25 protein-coding genes are annotated in these 20311 nt (G+C 64.2%); 19 read left to right on the plus strand and 6 right to left on the minus strand.

Annotated features, from left to right (window positions below):
- Nucleotides 1-102: 102 nt before the first annotated feature.
- Both ABIE45_RS19110 and ABIE45_RS19115 read right to left on the minus strand, forming a co-directional pair.
- Nucleotides 103-249 carry a hypothetical protein gene (locus ABIE45_RS19110; RefSeq protein WP_192709560.1) on the minus strand — a complete coding sequence of 49 codons (147 nt, stop codon included), beginning with the start codon at nucleotides 247-249 and terminating at the stop codon, nucleotides 103-105.
- Nucleotides 250-340: 91 nt separating this feature from the next.
- Entirely contained in the window at nucleotides 341-643 is a 303-nt protein-coding gene (locus ABIE45_RS19115) for a hypothetical protein (RefSeq protein WP_192709461.1), read from the minus strand.
- Nucleotides 644-813: 170 nt separating this feature from the next.
- On the opposite strand from ABIE45_RS19115, the gene ABIE45_RS19120 reads away from it, so the two are divergent.
- Nucleotides 814-1158, plus strand: coding sequence for a low affinity iron permease family protein (locus ABIE45_RS19120; RefSeq protein WP_192709462.1), 345 nt, complete (start codon nucleotides 814-816; stop codon nucleotides 1156-1158).
- A gap of 80 nt (nucleotides 1159-1238) precedes the next feature.
- On the plus strand, nucleotides 1239-1508 hold the full coding sequence (locus tag ABIE45_RS19125) for a hypothetical protein (RefSeq protein ID WP_192709463.1): 270 nt from the start codon (nucleotides 1239-1241) through the stop codon (nucleotides 1506-1508).
- A gap of 135 nt (nucleotides 1509-1643) precedes the next feature.
- Here ABIE45_RS19125 and ABIE45_RS19130 read toward each other — a convergent pair whose 3' ends face one another.
- From ABIE45_RS19130 to ABIE45_RS19140, 3 genes are all read right to left on the minus strand, one after another.
- Nucleotides 1644-2174: a DUF2314 domain-containing protein gene (locus ABIE45_RS19130; RefSeq protein ID WP_192709464.1), complete on the minus strand. Its 531-nt coding sequence runs from the start codon at nucleotides 2172-2174 to the stop codon at nucleotides 1644-1646.
- A gap of 612 nt (nucleotides 2175-2786) precedes the next feature.
- On the minus strand, nucleotides 2787-4697 hold the full coding sequence (locus tag ABIE45_RS19135; protein ID WP_192709465.1) for a potassium transporter Kup: 1911 nt from the start codon (nucleotides 4695-4697) through the stop codon (nucleotides 2787-2789).
- 177 nt (nucleotides 4698-4874) lie between these two features.
- Entirely contained in the window at nucleotides 4875-6977 is a 2103-nt protein-coding gene (locus ABIE45_RS19140) for a carbohydrate porin (protein WP_373622474.1), read from the minus strand.
- A gap of 289 nt (nucleotides 6978-7266) precedes the next feature.
- Between ABIE45_RS19140 and ABIE45_RS19145 the strand changes: the two genes are divergently transcribed.
- From ABIE45_RS19145 to ABIE45_RS19160, 4 genes are all read left to right on the plus strand, one after another.
- Nucleotides 7267-8274 carry a magnesium and cobalt transport protein CorA gene (locus ABIE45_RS19145; RefSeq protein WP_192709467.1) on the plus strand — a complete coding sequence of 336 codons (1008 nt, stop codon included), beginning with the start codon at nucleotides 7267-7269 and terminating at the stop codon, nucleotides 8272-8274.
- Between the two features lie 15 nt (nucleotides 8275-8289).
- On the plus strand, nucleotides 8290-8754 hold the full coding sequence (locus ABIE45_RS19150; RefSeq protein WP_192709468.1) for a low affinity iron permease family protein: 465 nt from the start codon (nucleotides 8290-8292) through the stop codon (nucleotides 8752-8754).
- Nucleotides 8755-9343: 589 nt separating this feature from the next.
- Nucleotides 9344-9640 carry a hypothetical protein gene (locus ABIE45_RS19155; RefSeq protein ID WP_192709469.1) on the plus strand — a complete coding sequence of 99 codons (297 nt, stop codon included), beginning with the start codon at nucleotides 9344-9346 and terminating at the stop codon, nucleotides 9638-9640.
- A gap of 75 nt (nucleotides 9641-9715) precedes the next feature.
- Nucleotides 9716-10744 carry a hypothetical protein gene (locus tag ABIE45_RS19160; RefSeq protein ID WP_192709470.1) on the plus strand — a complete coding sequence of 343 codons (1029 nt, stop codon included), beginning with the start codon at nucleotides 9716-9718 and terminating at the stop codon, nucleotides 10742-10744.
- 270 nt (nucleotides 10745-11014) lie between these two features.
- Here ABIE45_RS19160 and ABIE45_RS19165 read toward each other — a convergent pair whose 3' ends face one another.
- Nucleotides 11015-11929: a class I SAM-dependent methyltransferase gene (locus ABIE45_RS19165; protein WP_192709471.1), complete on the minus strand. Its 915-nt coding sequence runs from the start codon at nucleotides 11927-11929 to the stop codon at nucleotides 11015-11017.
- A 797-nt stretch (nucleotides 11930-12726) separates the two neighbouring features.
- On the opposite strand from ABIE45_RS19165, the gene ABIE45_RS19170 reads away from it, so the two are divergent.
- The 13 genes from ABIE45_RS19170 to ABIE45_RS19230 all read left to right on the plus strand — a co-directional run bounded on the left by ABIE45_RS19170 (nucleotide 12727) and on the right by ABIE45_RS19230 (nucleotide 20305).
- The gene (locus ABIE45_RS19170) at nucleotides 12727-14649 is read left to right on the plus strand and encodes an EAL domain-containing protein (protein WP_192709472.1); all 1923 of its coding nucleotides are present in this window, start codon (nucleotides 12727-12729) and stop codon (nucleotides 14647-14649) included.
- Between the two features lie 564 nt (nucleotides 14650-15213).
- Entirely contained in the window at nucleotides 15214-15516 is a 303-nt protein-coding gene (locus ABIE45_RS19175) for a hypothetical protein (RefSeq protein ID WP_192709473.1), read from the plus strand.
- Between the two features lie 195 nt (nucleotides 15517-15711).
- Nucleotides 15712-15858, plus strand: coding sequence for a hypothetical protein (locus ABIE45_RS19180; protein ID WP_192709474.1), 147 nt, complete (start codon nucleotides 15712-15714; stop codon nucleotides 15856-15858).
- A gap of 13 nt (nucleotides 15859-15871) precedes the next feature.
- Nucleotides 15872-16102: a hypothetical protein gene (locus ABIE45_RS19185; RefSeq protein ID WP_192709475.1), complete on the plus strand. Its 231-nt coding sequence runs from the start codon at nucleotides 15872-15874 to the stop codon at nucleotides 16100-16102.
- Entirely contained in the window at nucleotides 16099-16374 is a 276-nt protein-coding gene (locus ABIE45_RS19190) for a hypothetical protein (RefSeq protein WP_192709476.1), read from the plus strand. Before ABIE45_RS19185 ends, ABIE45_RS19190 begins: the two co-directional genes overlap by 4 nt.
- Nucleotide 16375: 1 nt before the next feature.
- On the plus strand, nucleotides 16376-16543 hold the full coding sequence (locus tag ABIE45_RS19195; protein ID WP_192709477.1) for a hypothetical protein: 168 nt from the start codon (nucleotides 16376-16378) through the stop codon (nucleotides 16541-16543).
- Entirely contained in the window at nucleotides 16540-16833 is a 294-nt protein-coding gene (locus ABIE45_RS19200; RefSeq protein WP_192709478.1) for a hypothetical protein, read from the plus strand. Before ABIE45_RS19195 ends, ABIE45_RS19200 begins: the two co-directional genes overlap by 4 nt.
- Entirely contained in the window at nucleotides 16830-17237 is a 408-nt protein-coding gene (locus ABIE45_RS19205; protein ID WP_373622478.1) for a hypothetical protein, read from the plus strand. The genes ABIE45_RS19200 and ABIE45_RS19205 overlap by 4 nt, the downstream gene beginning before the upstream one ends.
- Complete coding sequence (locus ABIE45_RS19210) at nucleotides 17221-17370, plus strand: hypothetical protein (protein WP_192709561.1); 150 nt, start codon at nucleotides 17221-17223, stop codon at nucleotides 17368-17370. Before ABIE45_RS19205 ends, ABIE45_RS19210 begins: the two co-directional genes overlap by 17 nt.
- 112 nt (nucleotides 17371-17482) lie before the next feature.
- Nucleotides 17483-17959, plus strand: a complete 477-nt coding sequence (locus ABIE45_RS19215) for a hypothetical protein (protein WP_192709479.1) — start codon at nucleotides 17483-17485, stop codon at nucleotides 17957-17959.
- A gap of 152 nt (nucleotides 17960-18111) precedes the next feature.
- A complete protein-coding gene (locus tag ABIE45_RS19220) occupies nucleotides 18112-19140 on the plus strand; it encodes a recombinase family protein (protein ID WP_373622479.1) in 1029 nt (342 codons plus the stop codon).
- A gap of 55 nt (nucleotides 19141-19195) precedes the next feature.
- Nucleotides 19196-19498, plus strand: a complete 303-nt coding sequence (locus ABIE45_RS19225; RefSeq protein ID WP_192709481.1) for a hypothetical protein — start codon at nucleotides 19196-19198, stop codon at nucleotides 19496-19498.
- A gap of 78 nt (nucleotides 19499-19576) precedes the next feature.
- On the plus strand, nucleotides 19577-20305 hold the full coding sequence (locus tag ABIE45_RS19230) for a hypothetical protein (RefSeq protein WP_192709482.1): 729 nt from the start codon (nucleotides 19577-19579) through the stop codon (nucleotides 20303-20305).
- The last annotated feature ends 6 nt before the right edge of the window (nucleotides 20306-20311 follow it).

A 20311-nucleotide genomic window follows, 5' to 3' on the forward strand; every position in this document is an offset into this window, starting at 1 on the left:
ATGAGTGATGGTAGCGCCGCGGCTTACGGCGAACCTCCCAGACCCTATGCCGTTACTCAGCCCGCCCGGCATTGCCGTGGCGGGCTCTTGTTTGCCTGGGTGTCACGCTGGCAGGACGTGAAGCATCCCGCCGATCGCGCCGAGCGTGCCAAGGCCAATCAGCCCGGCAACGATGTACAGCCGCATCCAGCTTTTCTCGGCGGGCGGCGAAAAGCGGCCGTCTTCCGGATCATCGAACCAATCTATCAAGGGGTCTCGTCGGGTCAGGTACGCTGGGGAGGACATTCCCTATGGCCGTGCCACGACGAAGAGATGACCTTGGCCGCGCCGTCTGGCTCAGTCAGTGGACCTGTTGCGCACCCCGGCGAGCATCTCTTCGCCTATCCTTCTTGCGACGCGTGACGGAGAGCGGCACTTCGCCATCTCCGGCCGTCCGCTCGCTCAGCGCGAAATCCTGAAGCCGATGGGCGCGTTCCACGTCGCCTTCCACGGTGCTGGTAAGGGCGTAGAAGGCGGCCCGCACGATGTCCTTCTTGGACGCCTTCGGGTGTTTCTCGCGGACCGCCGCGATCAGTTCCTTGCGCTTGATCCCCGGTCCGGCAAGACCCTGCAACGTGGCGGCCAATTGCTCGATCGTGGCCATGATCGCTCCTTCTGCCGACGAACCGTGGGCCGGCTAATGAGTGCGGAGCCTCGGTTCATAGGCGCCACGACGGAGGCGCGACAACCCCGCACTCCTGTCCGAGGCGACGGCGTTCGGAATTCGTCCGCCGGACGTTACCGCTGAAGCTGCATGACGAAACTTGGTGCTTGATGCTCGACCGACCTATCGTTTCCCTCGCCGTGTGGCTCTCGAAGCCGATCGGCTTCCTGGCGACCTGCTTCACCGTTGCCGCGGGCCTGGGATCGGGAGCGCTTCTCAGCTTCAACGATCACTGGGCACTGGTCTTCAACCTGTTCCTATCCATCGCTGCCATGCTCCTGGCGGGTGTCATCCTGGTGGCCGGGGCACGGGACACCGCGGCCATCCAAATCAAGCTCGATGAACTCATCCGTGCTGTGGCCGACACGGACGAGCGCCTGATCGGGATCGAGGACCGGAGCGCCGAGGAACTGGAGCTTCTCAGGCAGGACAAGGCGCCCTTACCGCCTGCCTAATGAGAGGTGAGAGGCGGTCGTGATCGCATCGTCGTACTGCATGGCTTAAGGGGTGGCGGCCAGATTGAAGGAGACTAACGATGACCAAAGATAAAAAGAGCGCGTTTCCCGGCTCCATGCTGGAGCACAAGGACGCCGCGAAAGCTGAGGCTGAGAAGGTCGGCGCCAAAATCGACGAGGCGTTCGGGAAACTCGCCAAGAAGATGCGCGAGCGCGCTGATAAGGCCAAGGCGAAGATGGACGGGACGCGGAAGTCAGAAAAGCGTGCTGTCCTGCTGCGACGCTTCGAGCTGTACGCGGATGCGGCGTCCCATCTCGAGGAGCGTCTTCCTCAACGCGACAACGATTAGGCCAAGTCTAACGCTTGGCGCCGTCCGTAATGAGTGGAGTTCTGCCGGTCCGCTTCGCGCTGGCAAAAGCGTCAGCGCGGACGCTGCGGTCCCGCCCGCCCAGGCTTCTCAGCAGAAGCTGTGCGTCGGCCGTCGTTAGACCTCACAGTCCATGCCGAGCTTTCGGATCAGAGCGGTCCGCGCTTGCACGTTTGGGTCTTTGTTGAGGAGCGCGCAGGACGTGAAGCCGCCTTTCAGCCGGCCATCATGCATGTACATCCAATCGACGATGTCGCCGCGCGTGAAACGGATGTCCTGACCTTCACGCACCGTCCTGACCGAGCGCGGCACGTTGTTGATCGCGCCCCTGAATTGGTCTCCGTCTCTCACAAAGTTGTTGACCCAGAACCACTCAACCATGTTTCCATCCCGTACTGGGATTTTCACCGCAAAAGCGCGTGAGTTGGGCGGCCGGTTCTCGTTGACGGCGAGGAAGCCACTTAGGGTTTCGCGGCCGCGCTGGTAGGCAGCAAGCATTGCTGGATCGTCCTTGACGACCTGCACAGCTTCATCCCGTCTTGCCTTCGCTTCGACTGGATTGGTCACGCCACCGTGCGTGAAGGTCTTTCCGATCGCGCCCACGGCCATCATGCCGCCGCCGATTAGAAGGCACATCAATAAACGCATCGCATCCCCCGGGCAGAACACGGGCACGATGCGCGATGTGCACTAACGAGGTTTCAACGGCTTCGAGAAGCCACCAGAATTGGTGAATTAGTCGCAACTAGAATGCCTAATAGTGGCATCTAGAGACCTAGTCTGCGGTGGCGCCACCGCGGCAACGGCTTGAGCACCATCGTGCAATTATCGACTCAACGCAGATCACTGACGATGTCCCAGCTTCCGGTGCCGGTCGCGCCGGCGACCGACGTCGCGCACGAGCTCGTCGTCCACACGCCCGCGTTCGAGGCGGCCGTCGACAGCGCAAAGCTCCTGGAGGGTTGACGAACGGCCGCTTTGGGGGAGAGGCAACGGCACTCTGGGCGGCAGGATTGGGCCGAAAGCAGCCGTCTTACGCTCAAGTGATTGGGTCCAGATCTTAGAATAGATCCATCAGCGCGCTGGCTCGCGCACAAGCCGCGTGCCGCATAATCCTCCGAACTCACAGGGCAGCGTCGATTCCGGTACTGGTGCACTGGGCACGCGATTGAGTGGGATCGGGTCTTCGCGCGCGTCGCGGGACTGTGGCTTCGAACAGTTCCGTCCTTCGCGCCTCCTCGCGCCCTTAAGTGCACCTCATCAGATGTCGATCCGTGCCCCGATCTCGACAGCCCGGTCGACGGGGATGCGGAAGTAACGCGAGGCGTCCGTCGCCGCTCGGGCCATCGCGATATAGAGCCTGTCCTGCCAGACCGGCATGCCCGTCTCGGGCGAAGGCACCAGGACCCGCCGGGTCAAGAAGTAGGAAAGGTTGCTTGCGTCGAAACCGGCTGCGGCCAGGGCTCGGGGCAGGTCGGGCAGCTCCATGAAGCCGAAGCGCACCGTCACGCAGGTGAAGGCGTCCGAGAGCGGCTTGACCGTGACGCGGTCCGCCTCAGGCACCCGCGGCAGGTCGTCCGTGATGACGTGCAGGATGAAGTTGCGAGCATGGAGCACGTGGTTGTGCTTCACGTTGTGCATCAAGGCGCCCGGAGTGTCTCCTGGCGAGCCGGTCAGAAACACGGCCGTGCCCGGCGCCCGCAGGACCGAGCCGGTCTCTGCCATCCGCGTGAAGTCGGAGAGCGGCACGCGCCGCCGGTGGATCTCCTCGGCGATCAGGGCGGAGCCACGCCGCCAGGTCCACATGGCCGTGACGAGGGCAGCCCCGATGGTCAGTGGCACCCAGCCGCCGTGGAGCAGCTTGAGCGCGTTGGCCGACAGGAACACCAGTTCGATGAGCAGGAACGGCGCGATGACCGCGGCCGCCAGCATCGGCGACCAGCGCCATGCCTTCCAGGCCACGATGAACAGCAGGGTCGCCGTGATGACCATGTCTCCGGTCACAGCGATGCCGTAGGCAGCCGCCAGCGCGCTCGACGACTTGAACAGCACCACCAGGAACACGACGGCTACGAGCAGCCACCAATTCACCCGCGGGATGTAGATCTGCCCCTTCTCCGTCTCGGAGGTGCGCAGCACACGCATGCGCGGTAGCAGGCCGAGTTGCATGGCTTGCTGCGTGATCGAGAAGGTGCCGGTGATGACGGCTTGGCTCGCGATGACGGTCGCCACGGTGGCGAGGAGCACCATCGGCAGCAGCGCCCAAGCGGGATAGAGCAGGAAGAACGGGTTCTCGATGCGCTCGGGGTGGGCGAGCAGCATGGCGCCCTGGCCGAGATAGTTCAGGGCGAGCGACGGCAGGATGAGACCGAACCAGGCCGCCCGGATCGGCGAGCGACCGAAATGGCCCATGTCGGCGTAAAGCGCCTCGGCACCGGTCACGGCGAGGAAGACGGCACCGAGCGCCAGCAGGCCGGCCGTGCCATGGTTGAGCAGGAAGCTGACGCCGTAGGCCGGGTTGAAGGCCGCCAGGATGCTCAGGTCGTCGGCGAGATGGCCGAGGCCGCCGAGCGCCATGACGGAGAACCAGAACGCCGTGATCGGCCCGAAGAACGTCGCCACCCGCGCCGTGCCGTGGCTCTGGACCGCAAACAGGCCGATCAGGATGGCGAGGCTGAGCGGCAACACGTACGGCTCGAAGGCCGGAGTGACGAGCTTCAGACCCTCGACGGCGGACAGGACGGAGATGGCCGGCGTGATGATGGCATCGCCGTAGAACAGGGCGACGCCCACCATTCCGAGAATGATGACGAAGCCGCCGGAATGGCCTAGCACGCGCTGGGCCAGCGCGACGAGAGAAGGGGTCCCGCCCTCGCCGTCATTGTCCGCGCGCATGACCAGAAGCACATACTTCAGCGTCACGATCAGGATGAGCGCCCACAGGATCAGCGAGACGACGCCGAAGACCATGTCACGCGTCGGGGCGTGTCCCCCGCCCGCGGCGGCGTGCAGGGACTCCTTCAAGGCGTAGAGCGGACTGGTGCCGATGTCGCCGTAGACCACGCCGACGGAGCCTAGGGTGAGCGCCCAGAAGCTCGTCTTGGAGCCATGGCCCGCATCGGCCGACGGCGGCGTCTGCGAGGCCGAGAGCTCCGTTGTGTAACCCAACATCCAACGCGTCCTCCGAACGCGGGTGGTTCCCGCCAGGATCGGCCGTCAACGGTCAGACGGCCCAGTTCGTTCGCAGTAGGATATCTTGGTCGGGCAAGCCTCCCACTTCCTTCAGACACCCCCACGTCCGCCTCAGGAATTGGAGGAACTGTCGGCTGCGGCCCCGGACTTCAGCTTTCAAAAGTCTACGTGCAAGCGGGCGGCCAGGAAGTCGGCCGGACCCCGGTCACCGTTGTAGGCCGGGTTCTCGACGTGCTGGTAGTCGAACGTCACCGTCATCGCCTTCGTCAAGCTCACCGCGTAGAAGGCCTCGAACGCACTCTCGGGCGCGTAACGGGTCAGCCGCCCGTCGCCGATGAGCAGGCCCAGGCCACCGACCGCGAAGAAAGCCCGGTGGGCTGGAGTTATGCCGTTGACCGCGACACCGATCCCCACAGTGTCGTTGGGCCGTCCCCAAGCCGCGCCCTTCAGCGAGAACCCGCCGGAGAAGGAGCGGTCGATATCGGTGAACGACAGGCTCTCGTTGCGCCCGTCGTTGAAGCTCGCCCGGGCGAACATGCCGAGGTCGTCCGTCAGTTCCTGCTCCAGGTTGGCGTAGAAGCCGGTCTTGCGGCGCGGGCGGCGCGTCAGGGCGGTGGCGGCGACGGCGTCGTCGAACGCGCCCGCCTGGGTCAACGCCGCAACCTGGCGGAAGTCAGCGACGTTGCCGACGTTCGAGAAGAAGCCGAGCCGCAGCACGCCCGGCCGGTCGAGCGCGGCCATCCGGTAGCGGCCCTCGAACTCGACGTTCAGCCCCGCGCGCTCGAACACACGCGGGTCGAGTACGTCGCTGGAGGGTTGCTTCGGCACCTGCGTATAGGCGGCGCGGACTGCGAACTCCTTCCGGTTGTACTCGGCCACCACGCCCTGCGTGAACCCGGGCAGGTTCGCCGGGAAGTCCCAGGCGGAGGAGGACCACAGCGACCAGTTGAAGAAGTCCACCCGCGGATCATGCGCGTACCGGTTGCCGTCGAAGAAATCGCCCAAGGCGAACTTGCCGGCGATAACCGTGAACCGCTCGATATCGCGACGTGTGGCAACCTGATTGGGGCCGTCCGGCACGTCCTCCGTCTCGCCACCGAGCCCGAAGGTCTGGCGCACGAAGTAGCGGTTCGAGCGCAGGCGCGGGAACGCCGCCCCGGCCTTCTGCGCCTCGCCGTTGACGAAGCCGGCCACGCCCAGCGTGCCGGAGAGGCCGAAGCCCTGGCTGAACTCCGGGTTGTAGTACAGTTCGGTGCCCTCCAGGAGCTTGAAACCCAGGAAGGCGGTGGCGGTCGTGGTCTGCTGCGTCTGGGCTGGCACGAGGCTCTGGGGACCGAGATAAGGCGAGCGGAAGCCCGGCACGCCCTGAGCGATCAGGGTGGTCTGCCCGTGCAGTGAGAAGCGACCGGTTTCGCCGTTGTCGGGATCGTGGGGTGCGGTCTCGTCCGGCTCCGGCGGCAGGCGCAGGCCATCCGGGAACCACATCAGGCGGGCGAACATCTGGTTGCCGGTGGCCGAGGCTCGCGTCGACACCGGTCCGCCACTCAAACCCGGCACCGCGCCGAGGGTAAAGCGGCGGCTCTCGCCGAGGTCGACGTAGCGGTAGTCGATCCCGAGCGCGAAGTTGGGGTGGAAGGCGAACTGCACGCCGGCTCCGAGCGTGAAGCCGAGGTAACCCTGCTCGGCGCGCGCGGTCGAGAAGCCGCCATTGGCAAGGTCCGGGTAGGTCGCGATGAAGCTCGAGTTGGCGCCGGCCAGGCCGAAGCTGGCGTAGACGAGGTAGCGCTCGAAGCTGTAGCCGAGACGGGCGCGCAGGGAGCCGTACAGGTCGGTCTTGGCGCGGAGCAGGCTGGCGTCGGAGTCGAGGCTCTCGAAACCGAACCCGGGCGTGGTCAGCGACAATGGCCGCTTCAGGTTGGCCGCGGAGAGGTCGGCCTCGATGCCGTAGGCCCACCGTCCCGTCTGCCAGGTCCAGCCGCCGAACAAGCCGCCGACCGCGGTGGTGGCATTCTGCCCCTGGTCGCGGCTGCCCGTGGCATCTCCGGTTCGGAACGCCTGGACGGCACGACCGCCGACAGACGAACGGTCGAAGTTGAAGGCACCGTAGGAGGCGCCCGCGCTCGCCTGCACGCCGAGGTACCCGCCCGACCAATCCACGAAGGTGGGCGCCGCGGCAGCGGTAACCCGCTTCGCGAGATCCGCTGCCCGAGCCATCGCCGGAGCCAGCACGGCCGCGAGGCAGCCAACGCTAGCTAGCATGTGGCTGCGCACCGGGAGTGCTCGAACCTTCATACGCTACACATTTCCCGCAGATGCACTCCAACTGGAACAGCCACGCGGTTGAAGGCCTGTAAAGCATGCCCGCGCAGAACGCAGCGCACGTCGCGAAGGTACGGCCGGCGTGTTGGTTGCCAGCAACACGGACAGGCTGGGACCGTCATGGATCTGTCATCGACCTGAAGGTGTTACGGTCACCGCCAAAAGTGTTCTCGGGCGCGAGGGCTGCCGGTTCCGGCATCCATCCGGCAGACTGAAAGACCGCACACGGATGCTCGCTTCATCTCCTGCTGCAACTGCGACGCAGAAGCCCGGCATCGTCATGTCCGCGGCTTACGCGGACGGCCGACGCGTGGCGGACGTGGACATCGAGGAGGCCGGAGAGTGGGCGCGTCGCCCCGGCCACCTGGTCTGGATCGGCCTCTACGAGCCTTCCGCGGAGCTTCTTCGACAGGTCCAGGCGCAATTCGGCCTGCATCCGCTCGCCATCGAGGACGCCCAGACCGCGCACCAACGGCCCAAGCTTGAACGCTACGGTGACTGCCTGTTCGTGGTCGCCCGGACCGCGCAGCTCGTGTCAGGGCGTATCGCCCTTGGGGAGACGCACCTGTTCGTCGGGCGCGGCTTCGTGGTCACGGTGCGCCACGGCGCCTCCGCCTCCTACGCACACGTGCGCGAGAAGACCGAAGCCTGCCCCGGGCTCCTCGCGCACGGCGAGGACTACATCCTGTACGCAGTGCTCGACTTCATCGTCGACAACTACGCGCCGGTGATGGAGACCGTGCTGGCCGAGGTCGAGGCCATCGAGGACAGCGTCCTCAAGCGCGAGTTGCGCCCGGACGAGATCGAGCGGCTGTACCTGCTGCGCCGCGACCTCCTGCGCCTGCGCACCGCCGTCGTGCCGCTCGTCGAGGTCTGCCGCAAGCTGGAGCACGGCGACATGGTGGCCATCGACGAGGAGATGCAGCCGCTGTTCCGGGACGTCTCCGACCACCTGCGGAGCGCGCAGGACGAGATCGACGCCGTGCGCGAGGTCCTGGCGTTCGCGTTCGAGGCGAGCCTGATGCTCGGCCAGGCCCAGCAGACCAACATCACGCGTAGGCTCGCCGCCTGGGCGGCCATCTTGGCCGTGCCGACGGCCATCGCCGGCATCTACGGTATGAACTTCGAGTTCATGCCCGAACTGAAATGGCGCTACGGCTACTTCATGGTGCTTGGCGGCATCTTCGCTGCCTGTGCCGTCCTGTACTGGCGCTTCCGCAAGAGCGGCTGGCTGTAACGCAGGGACATGTCCATGACCGGCACCAAGGCATTTACCGCATTCGCGTCCGCTGTCGCCCGTGCGGCGGGTCGGCCAAGTGCCTTCGCTGTCTGCATCGTGGTGATCCTGGCCTGGGCGGTGAGCGGGCCGATCTTCCGCTACTCGGACACGTGGCAGCTGATCATCAACACCGGCACCACCATCGTGACGTTCCTGATGGTGTTCCTGATCCAGAACACACAGAACCGGGACGGAGCAGCCATTCAGGCCAAGCTGGACGAACTCATTCGGGCGAGCGCGGCGCAGAACCGGTTCATCGGCATTGAGAGCCTGACAGAGGAGGAGTTGGCCGAGCTGCGTGCGCGACGGGTCGAGCGCTCACAGGCGGGCGCGCTGGACGGGGCGTGGGCCGCAGCGGAAAAAGCCGAGGAACACGCTGATCGCAGGGCTCGCGAGGCGGCCCAGCGAGCTTCTGGATTAGCCTCATACCCGGATTAACCAACCCCACACGTCCGTCAAACCAGGCGTCGGTTCAAACCGGGGCGCCCCCAATGGCTACCGAAAAGCGGCTGTTCCACATTGGCCCTGACGGAGATCGCTGGCTCCTTTGCTACTGTCCCGAGGCAGGTTGCCTGTACGTCGCCCATGAGCTGCCGCCGCCGAACAGGGGCATCACTGTGCGTGTGGAACTCCATACATTGCTTTGCGGCTACCAGAGCACACCTCAACAGGAGGCTTTGAAGCAGCTGATCGGCACGTTCGTCGTCCAGGATACCCGAGATGTCTGGCGGGTCTCAGCTGATAGAAAGTCGGACGTCCGCTTTCGGGAGCCGTCAACCGTTGTCTGATTAGCCGACAAGGGTCGAAAGCAGTCGCTTGCCGCGGATCCAAAGCCGTATTTTGACCACTCGATCCGACGCTGGATACCGTCCAACGGCCCCGACGCAAACTTGAGGAACATGCTAGGAACGTTGAGTGGCAATCACGGCCGCCTCAGCATTCGATGCCGCTCCGCCAGGAAGGTCCCCCACTTCAGCCCGCCCTCGGCCACACCCCCAGTTGGACGAGCGGCGACGTTCTGCTCTGGATGAAGCGGGCGATGCACACGGACCCTCGCGTTCGCGGGCCGGCCGAGATCCGGCCGATCGAATGGCCGAACGACTATCTCGACATCACGGATCCGCTCTGGGCCCGCAAACGGGACATCCTCTTGGCCTGGGCTCGCTGTCGTGCGGCCAAGGAGAGCTTCCAAGAATTCATCAGGTGTAGGGGCTGGGGATCGGCAGCAACGATCTACCGTCTGCGTGATGAGGCGGCCGAGCAGATCGCCGCCGGCATCAACGCGGCGATCCTGCGCAGCATGCCCAAGACGAATTCAGCTTGACACTGAGAAAACTGGCACCGGATCAACACGCCGTTGCCGCTTTGTTTCGAACCGGCACAGCATTGGGGATACACCGTGCCGGCACCGTCGCAGTCGCAGAGCACCACCCAGACTTTCGCGCCCGGTCGGCGCTCCGCACCCGGCCGCCACGCCGGCGGCATCCGACAGAGCCGCGTCCATGCCCCGCCGATCGGCACTCGCCGTCCGGAAACGCTGAACAAGCGCGTCATGGACATCGAGGATGTGCTGCGCTGGGCGTTCGTCGACGAGCTGCCGAAGCGGCGCGAGGACGACGGCTCGTTCCGGATGCGCGAGTTCCCCTCGGTCTGTCCGATGTTCGCCATGGCCCAGCACGGCGGTCGCATCGAGAATTTTACCCGTGAACCCGGCTTCCCGGCCGCCATGGGTGAGCCGCATCCCGACGCGCTGATCGTCGAGGCTGCCGTCCTCGCGCTCTCACGTTTCGCCTATCACCGGTTCGACGGCGACCTCGGCCTCGCTACGAATTTGCCGGCGGGACAGGACGAGCACGGGCCGATGGCGCGGGCCATGCAGCAACTCGTCGAGGTCGTGCGCATCCGAGCCCGGCTCGGAGCACGCCCGACCTTCGCGGCCTCGCCGGAGCCGGCGGCCTTGGTCGACGAGAAGCGCGGTCGACCGGTGGTGATGATCCAACGCACCACCATGAAGGCCGATGCCGAGGGTCGTCTGCGCCCCCACATCGTCGAAGAGCGTGTCGGCGCCGAGGGCAAGGATCGATATCCGCGTGGGGCCTACTGCGTGATCGAATGGGACGATCCAAAGTCGATCTTGATTGAGCGTGCGGAATACGCCGCCTGGTGGGCCGGCCTCGACGTCTTGGCGCACGATCTCTCCGGGAAGCTCGCGTCGATCGCCGTGCTGCCGCCTGCGGCGGCTCAGAGGCCCTGGGCAGGGGAGACAGATGCGGCGAAGCCGAAGCGGATCCTCGACAACGCGTCGAGCCGCAAGCGCCTTCGTGAGCAGCGCGTCGACCAAGTTGTGAACTACCTTCTGTCCCACCGTCGCAAGAGCACCCCGCGCAAACCGAAGGTGACTCCGTCGGCGCAGTCCGCTACGGCGTGAGTGTTCTTCACGGTCGCAACCCGATGATCAGAACTGGTCGCGAACGTCTACTCGCGACCCCTCTCAGACCTATGAAAGGTCAGTTTGTCGGAGTTCTGATCGAGCCCGCATGGCTGAAGATGAGCAAATGTGGACAGCCTCGTGCTCCTCGCTCCTTGGGGCGGGATCCTTGCCCGTCCGCAGCCGTCAGCCGTGTTCAATGTCAAGCTTCCCGTGTGCTTGAGTAAACGCTCACGATAGTTCGGGAGCGCCTGCCCCGATTTTCACTGTTCATTGTTCATTGCGATCGGCAAAGACCTCCAAGTAGACAACGTTACGGGGCTGATCCCGGAATATTCTGTGAGAGGCTTTCGGACAGGCGGCGTCAGCAAGTGACCTCAGATCTTCCTCGTTCCGGTAGATGAGGCACCAATCCATGAAGCCGGCCATGAACCCGCGACCGTGACTGTCCCGTGTGAAGTTCGCTATCGAAAGAACGCCGCCGGGATCCAGGCGCGCAAACATCGCCTTAATAAGCGCAATTGCCATATTGTCCTGTAGGTAGTCGAAAAGCCCCGCGGAGTATATCAAGTCATACCGTTTTGCGACGGCACGCTCCCTTATCAATGATGCGAAGCTCTTCGTCTCTCCGAGTATGTCGTACTCGCGGTATGTTGTTTGAGCTTCGGAGATGGACGCAGGATCCTGGTCGAGCGCGGTGAATTTGACGTTGGTATCCCTGGTGATGTCTCGCAGACGGTCCAGCTCCCGCATGTGCCCGGAAGCCACCGATAAGACTTCTGCGGTCTCTCGGGAGGTCATGGTTTTGTTTATCAAATTTGCCAAGTAGTCTTGGCGCCACAAGATACTTTTTGCATTTGGCAAGGTTGTCGTCGCTTCGTGTATGACGCTTGCTATGCCGTCCAGGGACGAACGGGCTGGTCTGTAGATATAGTCCAGCATGACTGCATCACCGGCGTAACCGCGCGGCTTTTCAAATGCGCGCCGCGCATAAGGGTCCATCAACAGGATCTGCGAGAGTGGATGAGATCGGCAGAGGGTTTGAAATCCCTGCAAATCACCGTCGATGATCGCCTCATCAAACGATGTGCCAAGCTCGGTCGCGAGCCAGTCTATAACGCCGAGCTCTGGCTCTGCCGCAAGTCTCTCATGAGCCTTTGTCAGGATGGCATTCAAATGATCCACGTCGCTCTCCGAAAGGTTAATATGTGTTAACCCCGGAGACTGGGTATCATATAGATCCTGTTAACCACAACGAAAAGGCGGCGGCAGAACCAAGCTATTTCTTGAGCATGGTTAAAGCGCTCTCGGGTATGCGATCTGGATCTGCTCGCTTGTTAGGCGACGATGGCGGATTGCGAGAAGAAGAGCCGGTGCGATCCTGGTTATCTGGCGGTCTGCCGGAGCGGAAAGTTGGAGAGCGCTAGCTGGCCAACACGTCGTCGGCTCCGGAGTGGCAAGCGCCCCGAAGTTGGTTGCCCGCTGGCATGTGGCGCCGGAGCGTAAGTCCGCACCCGAGGCATTGCAGCCCGTCGTGCGGTGCGTTCACCGCGACGGCGGGTGATCCGAGGCGTCGTCAGCCACCGACACCTCGGCTGCGCCCATCCGTCGACGTGTCGCACGCGCTCCCGAATATCGCCAAAAAGAAGTAGCGGTAGATCCAGGAGGAACTCGGTACACGCCGCCGGGACATGCAGGGATCCGACCGAAAGTCATTCCTCGGTAAGCTTGAACACACTTGACGACAGGTCGACGATAAAATCGCTTCCGAACCTGGCGCTCGCTAAGGATCTGTGAAGGGCCGCCGGCCATTCTGAACGCGATTTACTCTCGTTGCGGATCGTCCGGTTCTGGGTCATCCGGCACTCTGGATCAGTGTCACCAGCGGCAAAGGTTGGATCGAAGCGGCGATGATACCGGCTCTTCCGGATTTGCTCGACGAGGAGCTAGGCAGGCCGTGGTATGTCCGAAGCTCGCGTGTGGTGAAGGCACTCTATGCTGCGGAGCGAGAGCAATGGCGTCGGCAGAGCGCCCGGATCTCGGCCCACATTGCCGGCGCGGTCTACGCCCTGTTCGCAGTTACCGATTACATCCTCGTTAACGACGTGTTCGTGCTCGATTTTCTGGCGCGAATGGCCATAGGGGCCATATTTATCATAGGTACAGAAGCGCTGTTCAGGGTCGGTGTACGGTCCTTGTATATCGAGCTGCACTGTGCATCCGCGACCGTGCTCGCCTATGTGACATGGTTGACGATTTCAGGCTTGAGCGTATATCAGAACAATATGGCATATTACGCGACTTATGGCGTAATATTCATGATAGGCCAAAACGTATTCTTTAATTTCAGATTTCAGATCGCAGTAGTCTCTTCTACAGCAATCTTGATTTTATCGCAGCTGGATATCGCGCTAAATCGCAATATCGGATTTGCGTACGTCGTCGCCATCGCAGCGCTATATATTTCGACCTACATCCTGACACTGTACGTGAACTGGAGCCTGAATTCAGAGCGCTTCTTAGTTTTCCTGAACTCCGCGCGCGCGGAGATCCGGCAGAAGGAAGCCATGGAGCGCGGCGCGGCTCTCCTGAAATTATCCACGACTGACGCCCTGACGGGACTGGCTAACCGGCGCGCTGTCGATGAAGAGCTCGGCGCCTATTGGCGGGACTGGCAAGCCCAGCACATCAGCTTCGCGGTCGTGCTGGTCGATGTCGATTACTTTAAGATCTACAACGACCGTTACGGGCATCAGGAGGGCGATCGGTGTTTAGCCGCTGTCGCCGACGCTATGGCGGCTGCCGGCGCGGAGAACGGCTACATGGTTGGCCGCTTCGGCGGCGAAGAATTCATTCTGATCGCTCCGTCCCCGAGCCGCGAGCATGTCAAGCACATCGCGGAAACGATCCGGCGTGCGGTGGAGGGCTTGGCTATCCCGCACGATCATAGGCCCGACAGTGCTGCGGTCGTTACGGTGAGTGTCGGCGCCGCGTTCAGTCGGGATGTTCCGGGAACGCGTGTGGAGAGGTTAATCACCGAGTCTGACCGAGCTCTCTATGATGCAAAAAAGACCGGTCGGAATTGCGTACGATTGTTCGATTACGAGAGTTCAACGTACGCTGAAGCAGAGGAAAACTTGGCTGATCTGCTCCGCACGGCAGAGGATCGAAAGCTTGTATCCTTGGTCTATCAGCCGATCTTGAGCGCACCTTCGGGCGAGATCGTGGGCGCCGAGGCGCTGATGCGCCTGACAACGCCGAATGGCAAAGCCATATCTCCGGCTGTTTTCATCCCGTTAGCCGAACGGATGGGTGTCATCGTGACGCTCGGCCTTTGGGCGATCGGGACGGCATGTCGGCAGCTTCTGGCGACCGACGCCGTTCCGCTGGTGAGCGTCAATGTTTCACCAGTCCAGCTCAGGCAAGCGAGCTTTTCGCTGATGGTGGCCAAAATTCTCGGTGACACTGGGATTTCGCCGCGCAGGCTCGCGATCGAGATCACCGAAACCCTCCAAATCGAGGATCAACCCGACATTCTGAAAAACATCCGTGAGCTCCGGCTGCTCGGGGTGCAGGTGTGGCTCGATGACTTCGGCACAGGATTTGCCGGGTTATCCTGTGTTCGAGAAGTAGAATTCGATGCTGTAAAATTGGATCGATCCTTCCTGCATGCTACGAATACGGTCAAGGGTTCCGAGATGTTTAAGAACATCATCGGCCTCGTACGTAGTACGGGGTGCGCCATTGTGGTCGAAGGTATTGAGACGGAGGATCAACGTCGCCTCTGCGTGGAGCAAGAGGTCGACTATCTTCAGGGGTACCATATCGGGAGACCTGCGCCGGCGGAGTCGTACGGCTGCTCGAGTGCCGGGGCGACCGGTTCGGTTCAGAGGAGCGTGGGTTAACAGGTTTGTTCTAAAATTCCGGCATGCGCTTTCGTTTTTTTCAAAGGCTCCCCTCCCAGCCGACAAGCCACTTGACTGCGGTTTGTCGCTTGACGCATATGGACAGCGCAGAAGTTTAAGACGGCCCCGGCGGAGGCCCCGCGCGGGGCCTTTGTCGTTTCGGGGAGGCCAGCCATGAAGCGCTGATCTCGCTATGGCGACCGACCTCTGATGCGGACGGTTTCGCCCGCTGATCCCTGACAGTCTGACCTATAGCGGCCCCACAAAGCCGGGTCGGGCAACGCTTCGAGCCCCTGGACAAGCTTGCCGCACGCGTAGTTTCGACCCCAGCGATCCCTCAAAGACGGGATAGGGCCGCACGTCACGGGCGGCCGAGAGGACAGAACCGAGGATATCATATCGCTGCAGTCATCCCGTGGGTCGCCTTCGCGGCGAGTCGGCGGTCAGTCCTGCGGGTGTGATAGCCGACGTCTCACCCTCATCTCTCGCCGGAAGGCGCGCCCCCCCACCCGGGCGTTATGGGGTGGCCCCGTTTCAGCGATGCAGCGTAGGAGGCGATCGGCTATGATCACCACCATGACGCGCGCACAGCGCCCGGTGATGACCGAGCGTGACATCGCCGAGCGCCTCCGGCAGCTCTGCAGCAAGGCCGACCGGCTGAAGATGCCGAGCCATCGGCACAGCGCCGAGTCGTTCATGGTCGACCGCGACGAGATCCGCGACGGCCTGCGCCGCTTCTACCGCGAGCTCACAGGACACTGGCCCGACCAGGAGGCCTCCGGACCGCCGCGCCGCCAGTCGGCGCCGGTCCCGGCCGCAGTCCTGCGCCACCGCGAGCGCTTGCGGGGCACCGCGAAGACGGCGTGATCGACAGCAGCGGGCCGGGCTCTGCTGAGGGGCATTACCGCCCGACCCGCTGACCGTACGAGAGGACCGTCGAAAACCTCCCGCGCCGCCTTCCTAGCGCGGATGCCAGGCTTGTTCAGCATGTTCTGAGCCGCGGACCCCGCAATTCGACTGATCCACAACCCCGCTCCGGCGGGGTTTTTCTTTGGAGCGCCCATGACCGCCTCCCAGCGCACGGCGCTCCTCCGGATGTGCCGGTCGATCCTCGCCTGCGATTGCGCGCCGCCGGACATTCGCTTCCGGGCACGCAGCCTGGAAAACCACCTCGTCGTCGACGGGTGGCTCCACGGCATTTTCGGCTGATCGAGACACCTGCATGAACCTCAGCGCCTCCGATCTCGTCGACCAGGCCGTCGAGCAGCTCGCCCCGGTCGTCGGTTCGACCGCCTCCAGCCTGCGTTCCGCGGCCGATGCCTTCGACGCCTATGTGTCCAAGGCGCCGAGCGCGATGCACGAGCGGATCGCCGCCGTGATCGGCGAGGAGTGCCGCAACGCGGCCGACTGCGTGCAGGTGCGCCGCGCCTTCCTGCAGGGTTTCCGGCTGTGAGCCTCGTCCACGTTGTGCGCTTCGGCGCTGGCTCCGCGCGCCGCTACCTCGCCCAGGCCGGGACCGCCGGCGAGCGCGAGAACGGTTGGCGCCCCTTCGTGTGGACGAAGGATCTGGCGCGCGCCGAGAAGTTCTCCTCGGCGCAGGCCGCCCGCACCTACGCCCAGAACGCGCTGGGCCACACCGAATTCGACGTCGGCGTCGCTCCCACGAGCGGGCTGCCCACCGATGATCTCGGCGGCACGCCAGCGGCGATGCGAGCGGTGGCCTGAAATGGACGAGCTGTTCCTCGACGTCGGCCTGCCAGATCGCATCGCGCCCTTCGTGCCACCGGTCTGCCTGTCGCCGCTGACCGTCCAGATCCTGGCGATCGCGCTGATCCTGGTCGTGGGCCTCGCCCTGCAGGAGACCTTCTGGCCCTCGCGGGATCCGCGGCGATGACGATCCGCAGCCTGCTGGCGCTCCTCATCCTGGAGATGGCGCTGGCAACCGTGATCCTGCTCGGCGCCATGGCAACGGGCCACGCCGAGACGATCGGCTGGCGCGTCGAGGTCCAGGCCTGCTCCAAGGCCTGCCGGGTTATGCTTGGCCGCGAGCGTGCCGAGAGCAAGTATACCTGCATGACGCGCGCTGCGCGCATCGCCGAGTTTGCCGACCTCACGAAGCTGCTTCCGGCCGGATCGCGGATCACCGCGCGCTGTCTGCCCGTCGAGGGGATGCCGGGCGCGTGAGTTCCAACCGCCGCGTCGCCTGGGGTGCGGCCTTCAGCAAGGCCCGAGGGGATCGCATGGTACGCCGTGAGATCCGCGAGGAGCGTCTGCGCGGCCAGCGCTGCTCAGTGCTCGACCTGTCCGCGTGGCGCGGCCAGTCCGGACGCCGCTACGTCGTCACCATCCACACGCTGGCGCAGGCCCGCCTAGATGTCGACGCCCCCGGCGCCGTCATCCTCGGCGTGCGCCGCAATGATGACGGGCTCGCCCGCATCGTCGGTGCCGGCTGGAACGGTACGATGGCCGAGGCCGCCAAACTCGCCGCGGCCGACGGCGCGACAGAGATACACGCGCATCGCCTCGCCGACTCCGACGAGGATCGCGAGGCGATCGTCGAAGACCTGGTGGGTGACGATGCGCTCTGAGCCGGGTCACTACCTCGACCTCTGGGCGCTCGTCGCGATCTACGCGGCCGCGGCCACGATCGTCATCGAGGCGAATTACCAGCTGCCGATGGCCCTGCTCGACGAGTGGGGCCGGATCCTGCGGGACCGCTGATGTTCCGCGCCTGGTACCGCCGCTTCGCACTGGGGGTTGTGGCGGCAGTCCGAGCTGGTTGAGCTCGTATCAGAAGCCGTTAGATGCATGTCCGGCAACCAAGGACGTGATGATGGCTGACGAACTCGATAAGGCGCTCAACGACGCGGTCTCCGTCTTCAAGAAACGGATCAGTGCCGCAGCTGAGGCTGCCTCCGATCACGAACGGGACGAACAGGCAGCTGAGAAAGCGAAGGCCGACATCCTTGCTGCTTGGAAGCCTGTCCGGGATGGTCTTCAGACACAAGCCGTTGCCTGCAACCAGGCGCTAGAGCGAGTCGGTCTGGCGCTACAGGTCAGCGATGCCGACCCGGCCTTCGTCGAGTTGGCGGCGGCTGTTCTGAGCATCCTGCAGAATGGTCGCCCCACTGAGCATCGTTTGCGCGTGGGCGTGCACGAGGACGGGCGGATTGCCGCGGATCCCGAGAACCTCGCGGTGGCCTTCCCGGAACAATTTTCCGAGCTAAAAAGCTTCGGCCAGTATCAGTGCCGCTCGGAATTGATCCAGCCATTCTTAGATGCCGCGGTTCAGGTGCTTCCGCCCAAGTGAACTGAGGGCGTGAATTCGGAAGCGACGTTGCCGGCGGGAGCCGAAACGTCGCTCTCCGCAGCGCGGAAGCGCAAGATTTACAAACTCTCGGGCAGACGCGCATATTCGGAAATCTGATATCGTTCGGCTTCCAAAGTCTTGGCCGAGTTGGGATGAAACCGATGCAGGGTTCGAAGCGCATCAAGTCCCTGGCGGGCCGCCGGCGGACCACCGCGCAACCCGCGACAACTAGCCGGCCGAAGGTCGTCGGGTATCTGCGCGTTTCGACGGAGGGTCAGTTCTCCGACGGCTTCGGCCTCGACGTCCAGGAGCGCGCGATCCGGGCTTTCGCCCTGAGCCAGGGTTACGAGCTCGTCGAGCTGGTGACCGACTGCGTTTCGGGCGCGACGCCCCCCGGCGAGCGCCAGGGCTTCAGCCGCGTTGTCGAGCTGGCCGAGCAGGCCGCCTTCAGCATCCTGCTCCTCTACAAGTTCGATCGACTGGCGAGGAACGTGCTCCACGCCGTCACCAGCGTACATGCGCTGCGCGACAGCTTCGGCATCGTGATCCGCTCTGTCACAGAGCCGATCGACACCGCCACGCCCATGGGCGAGATGATCTTCACCGTGCTGGCCAGCATGGCCGCGCAGGAGCGCCAGGTCATCACCGAGCGCACCTTCGGCGGTCGGAAGGAGAAAGCGGCCAAGGGCGGATACGCCGGCGGCCCCGCTCCCTTCGGCTACGACCGGGATAAAGATGGCGGCCTGGTCATCAACGAGGCGGAAGCGGCGATCGTCCGACGCATCTTCCTGGAGCGCATCCAGGGACGGAAGCTGCAACAGATTGCGGACGGGCTGACGCAGGATGGCGTGCCGACGAAGCGCGGGGGCAAATGGTTTCCGAGCAACATCGCCTACATCCTCGACAACCCGAAATACAAAGGCGCGATCGAGTACCTTTTCACGTGGGGCGGCACCGATACGCACGTGCTCTGTGAAGGCCACCACGACGCGATCCTGACCAAGGAATTCCTGGCGGAGGCCGCAAAGCTGCGGGCCGCTCTGGACGAGGTGGAAGGGCGGGCGTCCGGCACACAGCCCGGGAACAAGCCAACCAGTCGCCGACAACTGCATCGGCAGCGCCTCGCGCGGGTCGAGCAGAGATCGCTGGTCCGCAAGGCCACGGATACCGACGCGGCTTGAGGCCGTAGAACGCCATCGCTGAAGGCTTGGCCGGCGGCGTGGGCAGGAAACCCACGTGCTCGCCGATGGCGACCATGAAGCCATCGTGAAGCGAGCTATGGCCGACGAAATCGACCGCCAACTGGACCGCCTCGAAGTCCGGCACGGCGACATCCTGGTGCTGCGCACGTCGCAGAAGCTGCAGCCGGCCACGGCCGCGCGCTGGCAGGACGACCTAATCCGCATGTGCGCGGCCGCCGGCGTCCGGGACGTCACTGTCCTGGTCCTCGACAACGCCGCCGAGCTGTCGGTCGAGCGGCCGGCCACGCGCCTCGTCCAGCAGAACCGGGACGTGCCGCAACCGATGCAGGTCTGCTGACCATGGCCGCGCAGACGCTGACGATCCTCGACCCGGTCTCGGGCGAGCTGAAGACCATCACAGTCGGGCGCTGATCCCATGCTGAAGCTCGACGCCAGCGAGTTCGGCCTCAAGGCCGAAGCCGTTGGCCGAGCTGCCCGGCAGGTCCCGTTCGTCGCCGCGGTCGCACTGACCAACGCGATGAAGGACGCACGGGAGGCCGAGCGCGAGACCATGCGGTCCGTGTTCGACCAGCCGTCAAGGTTCACGCTCAACAGCCTGATGGTCCGGCCGGCCACGAAGCAACGCCTCCAGGCGGAGCTCGGCTTCAAGGAAGGCAGCGGGTCGATCCCGGCCTGGAAGTTCCTCGGGCCTCAGGTCGCCGGCGGCTCGCGCCGCCACAAGCGGTTCGAGGTCCTGCTGATCCGCAAGGGCCTGATGCTCGCCGGCGAGTTCGCGGTGCCGAGCACGCGCTGCCCGCGGGATGGCAACGGCAACGTGTCGGGTGCCTTCATCACCCGCATGCTCTCGGCGCTTGGTGCCCAGTCGGACCGCTACCAGAACACCACGGCGCGCTCGAAGCGCCGCAACGTCGGGCGCAACGTCGAATACATCGTCTTCCGCAACCACGGTAAGGCGCCGGACGGGATCTACCTTCAGAAGGAGAAGTGGGCGGTGCCCATCTTCCTGTTCGTGAAGGGCGTGAGCTACCAGAAGCGCTTCCCCTACTACGAGAAGGCTGCCACGGTCGTGCCGGCCGCCTACCGGAAGCACTTCCGGGCGGCCTGGGAGCGCTTCGTTGTCAACGACGCGCGCCGGAAGGGCTGATTGAGC

The organism is Methylobacterium sp. OAE515, from assembly GCF_041806315.1.
GTDB lineage: Bacteria > Pseudomonadota > Alphaproteobacteria > Rhizobiales > Beijerinckiaceae > Methylobacterium > Methylobacterium tardum.

Excerpts from the sequence above, each read along its gene's own strand:
- ABIE45_RS19140 (WP_373622474.1), bottom strand. The coding sequence starts at position 6,977 with ATGCTAGCTAGCGTTGGCTGCCTCGCGGCCGTGCTGGCTCCGGCGATG.
- ABIE45_RS19230 (WP_192709482.1), top strand. The coding sequence starts at position 19,577 with ATGCTGAAGCTCGACGCCAGCGAGTTCGGCCTCAAGGCCGAAGCCGTT.
- ABIE45_RS19125 (WP_192709463.1), top strand. The coding sequence starts at position 1,239 with ATGACCAAAGATAAAAAGAGCGCGTTTCCCGGCTCCATGCTGGAGCAC.
- ABIE45_RS19200 (WP_192709478.1), top strand. The coding sequence starts at position 16,540 with ATGACGATCCGCAGCCTGCTGGCGCTCCTCATCCTGGAGATGGCGCTG.
- ABIE45_RS19180 (WP_192709474.1), top strand. The coding sequence starts at position 15,712 with ATGACCGCCTCCCAGCGCACGGCGCTCCTCCGGATGTGCCGGTCGATC.
- ABIE45_RS19220 (WP_373622479.1), top strand. The coding sequence starts at position 18,112 with ATGAAACCGATGCAGGGTTCGAAGCGCATCAAGTCCCTGGCGGGCCGC.
- ABIE45_RS19115 (WP_192709461.1), bottom strand. The coding sequence starts at position 643 with ATGGCCACGATCGAGCAATTGGCCGCCACGTTGCAGGGTCTTGCCGGA.
- ABIE45_RS19195 (WP_192709477.1), top strand. The coding sequence starts at position 16,376 with ATGGACGAGCTGTTCCTCGACGTCGGCCTGCCAGATCGCATCGCGCCC.
- ABIE45_RS19155 (WP_192709469.1), top strand. The coding sequence starts at position 9,344 with ATGAAGCGGGCGATGCACACGGACCCTCGCGTTCGCGGGCCGGCCGAG.
- ABIE45_RS19175 (WP_192709473.1), top strand. The coding sequence starts at position 15,214 with ATGATCACCACCATGACGCGCGCACAGCGCCCGGTGATGACCGAGCGT.
- ABIE45_RS19130 (WP_192709464.1), bottom strand. The coding sequence starts at position 2,174 with ATGCGTTTATTGATGTGCCTTCTAATCGGCGGCGGCATGATGGCCGTG.
- ABIE45_RS19135 (WP_192709465.1), bottom strand. The coding sequence starts at position 4,697 with ATGTTGGGTTACACAACGGAGCTCTCGGCCTCGCAGACGCCGCCGTCG.
- ABIE45_RS19215 (WP_192709479.1), top strand. The coding sequence starts at position 17,483 with ATGGCTGACGAACTCGATAAGGCGCTCAACGACGCGGTCTCCGTCTTC.
- ABIE45_RS19185 (WP_192709475.1), top strand. The coding sequence starts at position 15,872 with ATGAACCTCAGCGCCTCCGATCTCGTCGACCAGGCCGTCGAGCAGCTC.
- ABIE45_RS19145 (WP_192709467.1), top strand. The coding sequence starts at position 7,267 with ATGCTCGCTTCATCTCCTGCTGCAACTGCGACGCAGAAGCCCGGCATC.
- ABIE45_RS19150 (WP_192709468.1), top strand. The coding sequence starts at position 8,290 with ATGACCGGCACCAAGGCATTTACCGCATTCGCGTCCGCTGTCGCCCGT.
- ABIE45_RS19120 (WP_192709462.1), top strand. The coding sequence starts at position 814 with ATGCTCGACCGACCTATCGTTTCCCTCGCCGTGTGGCTCTCGAAGCCG.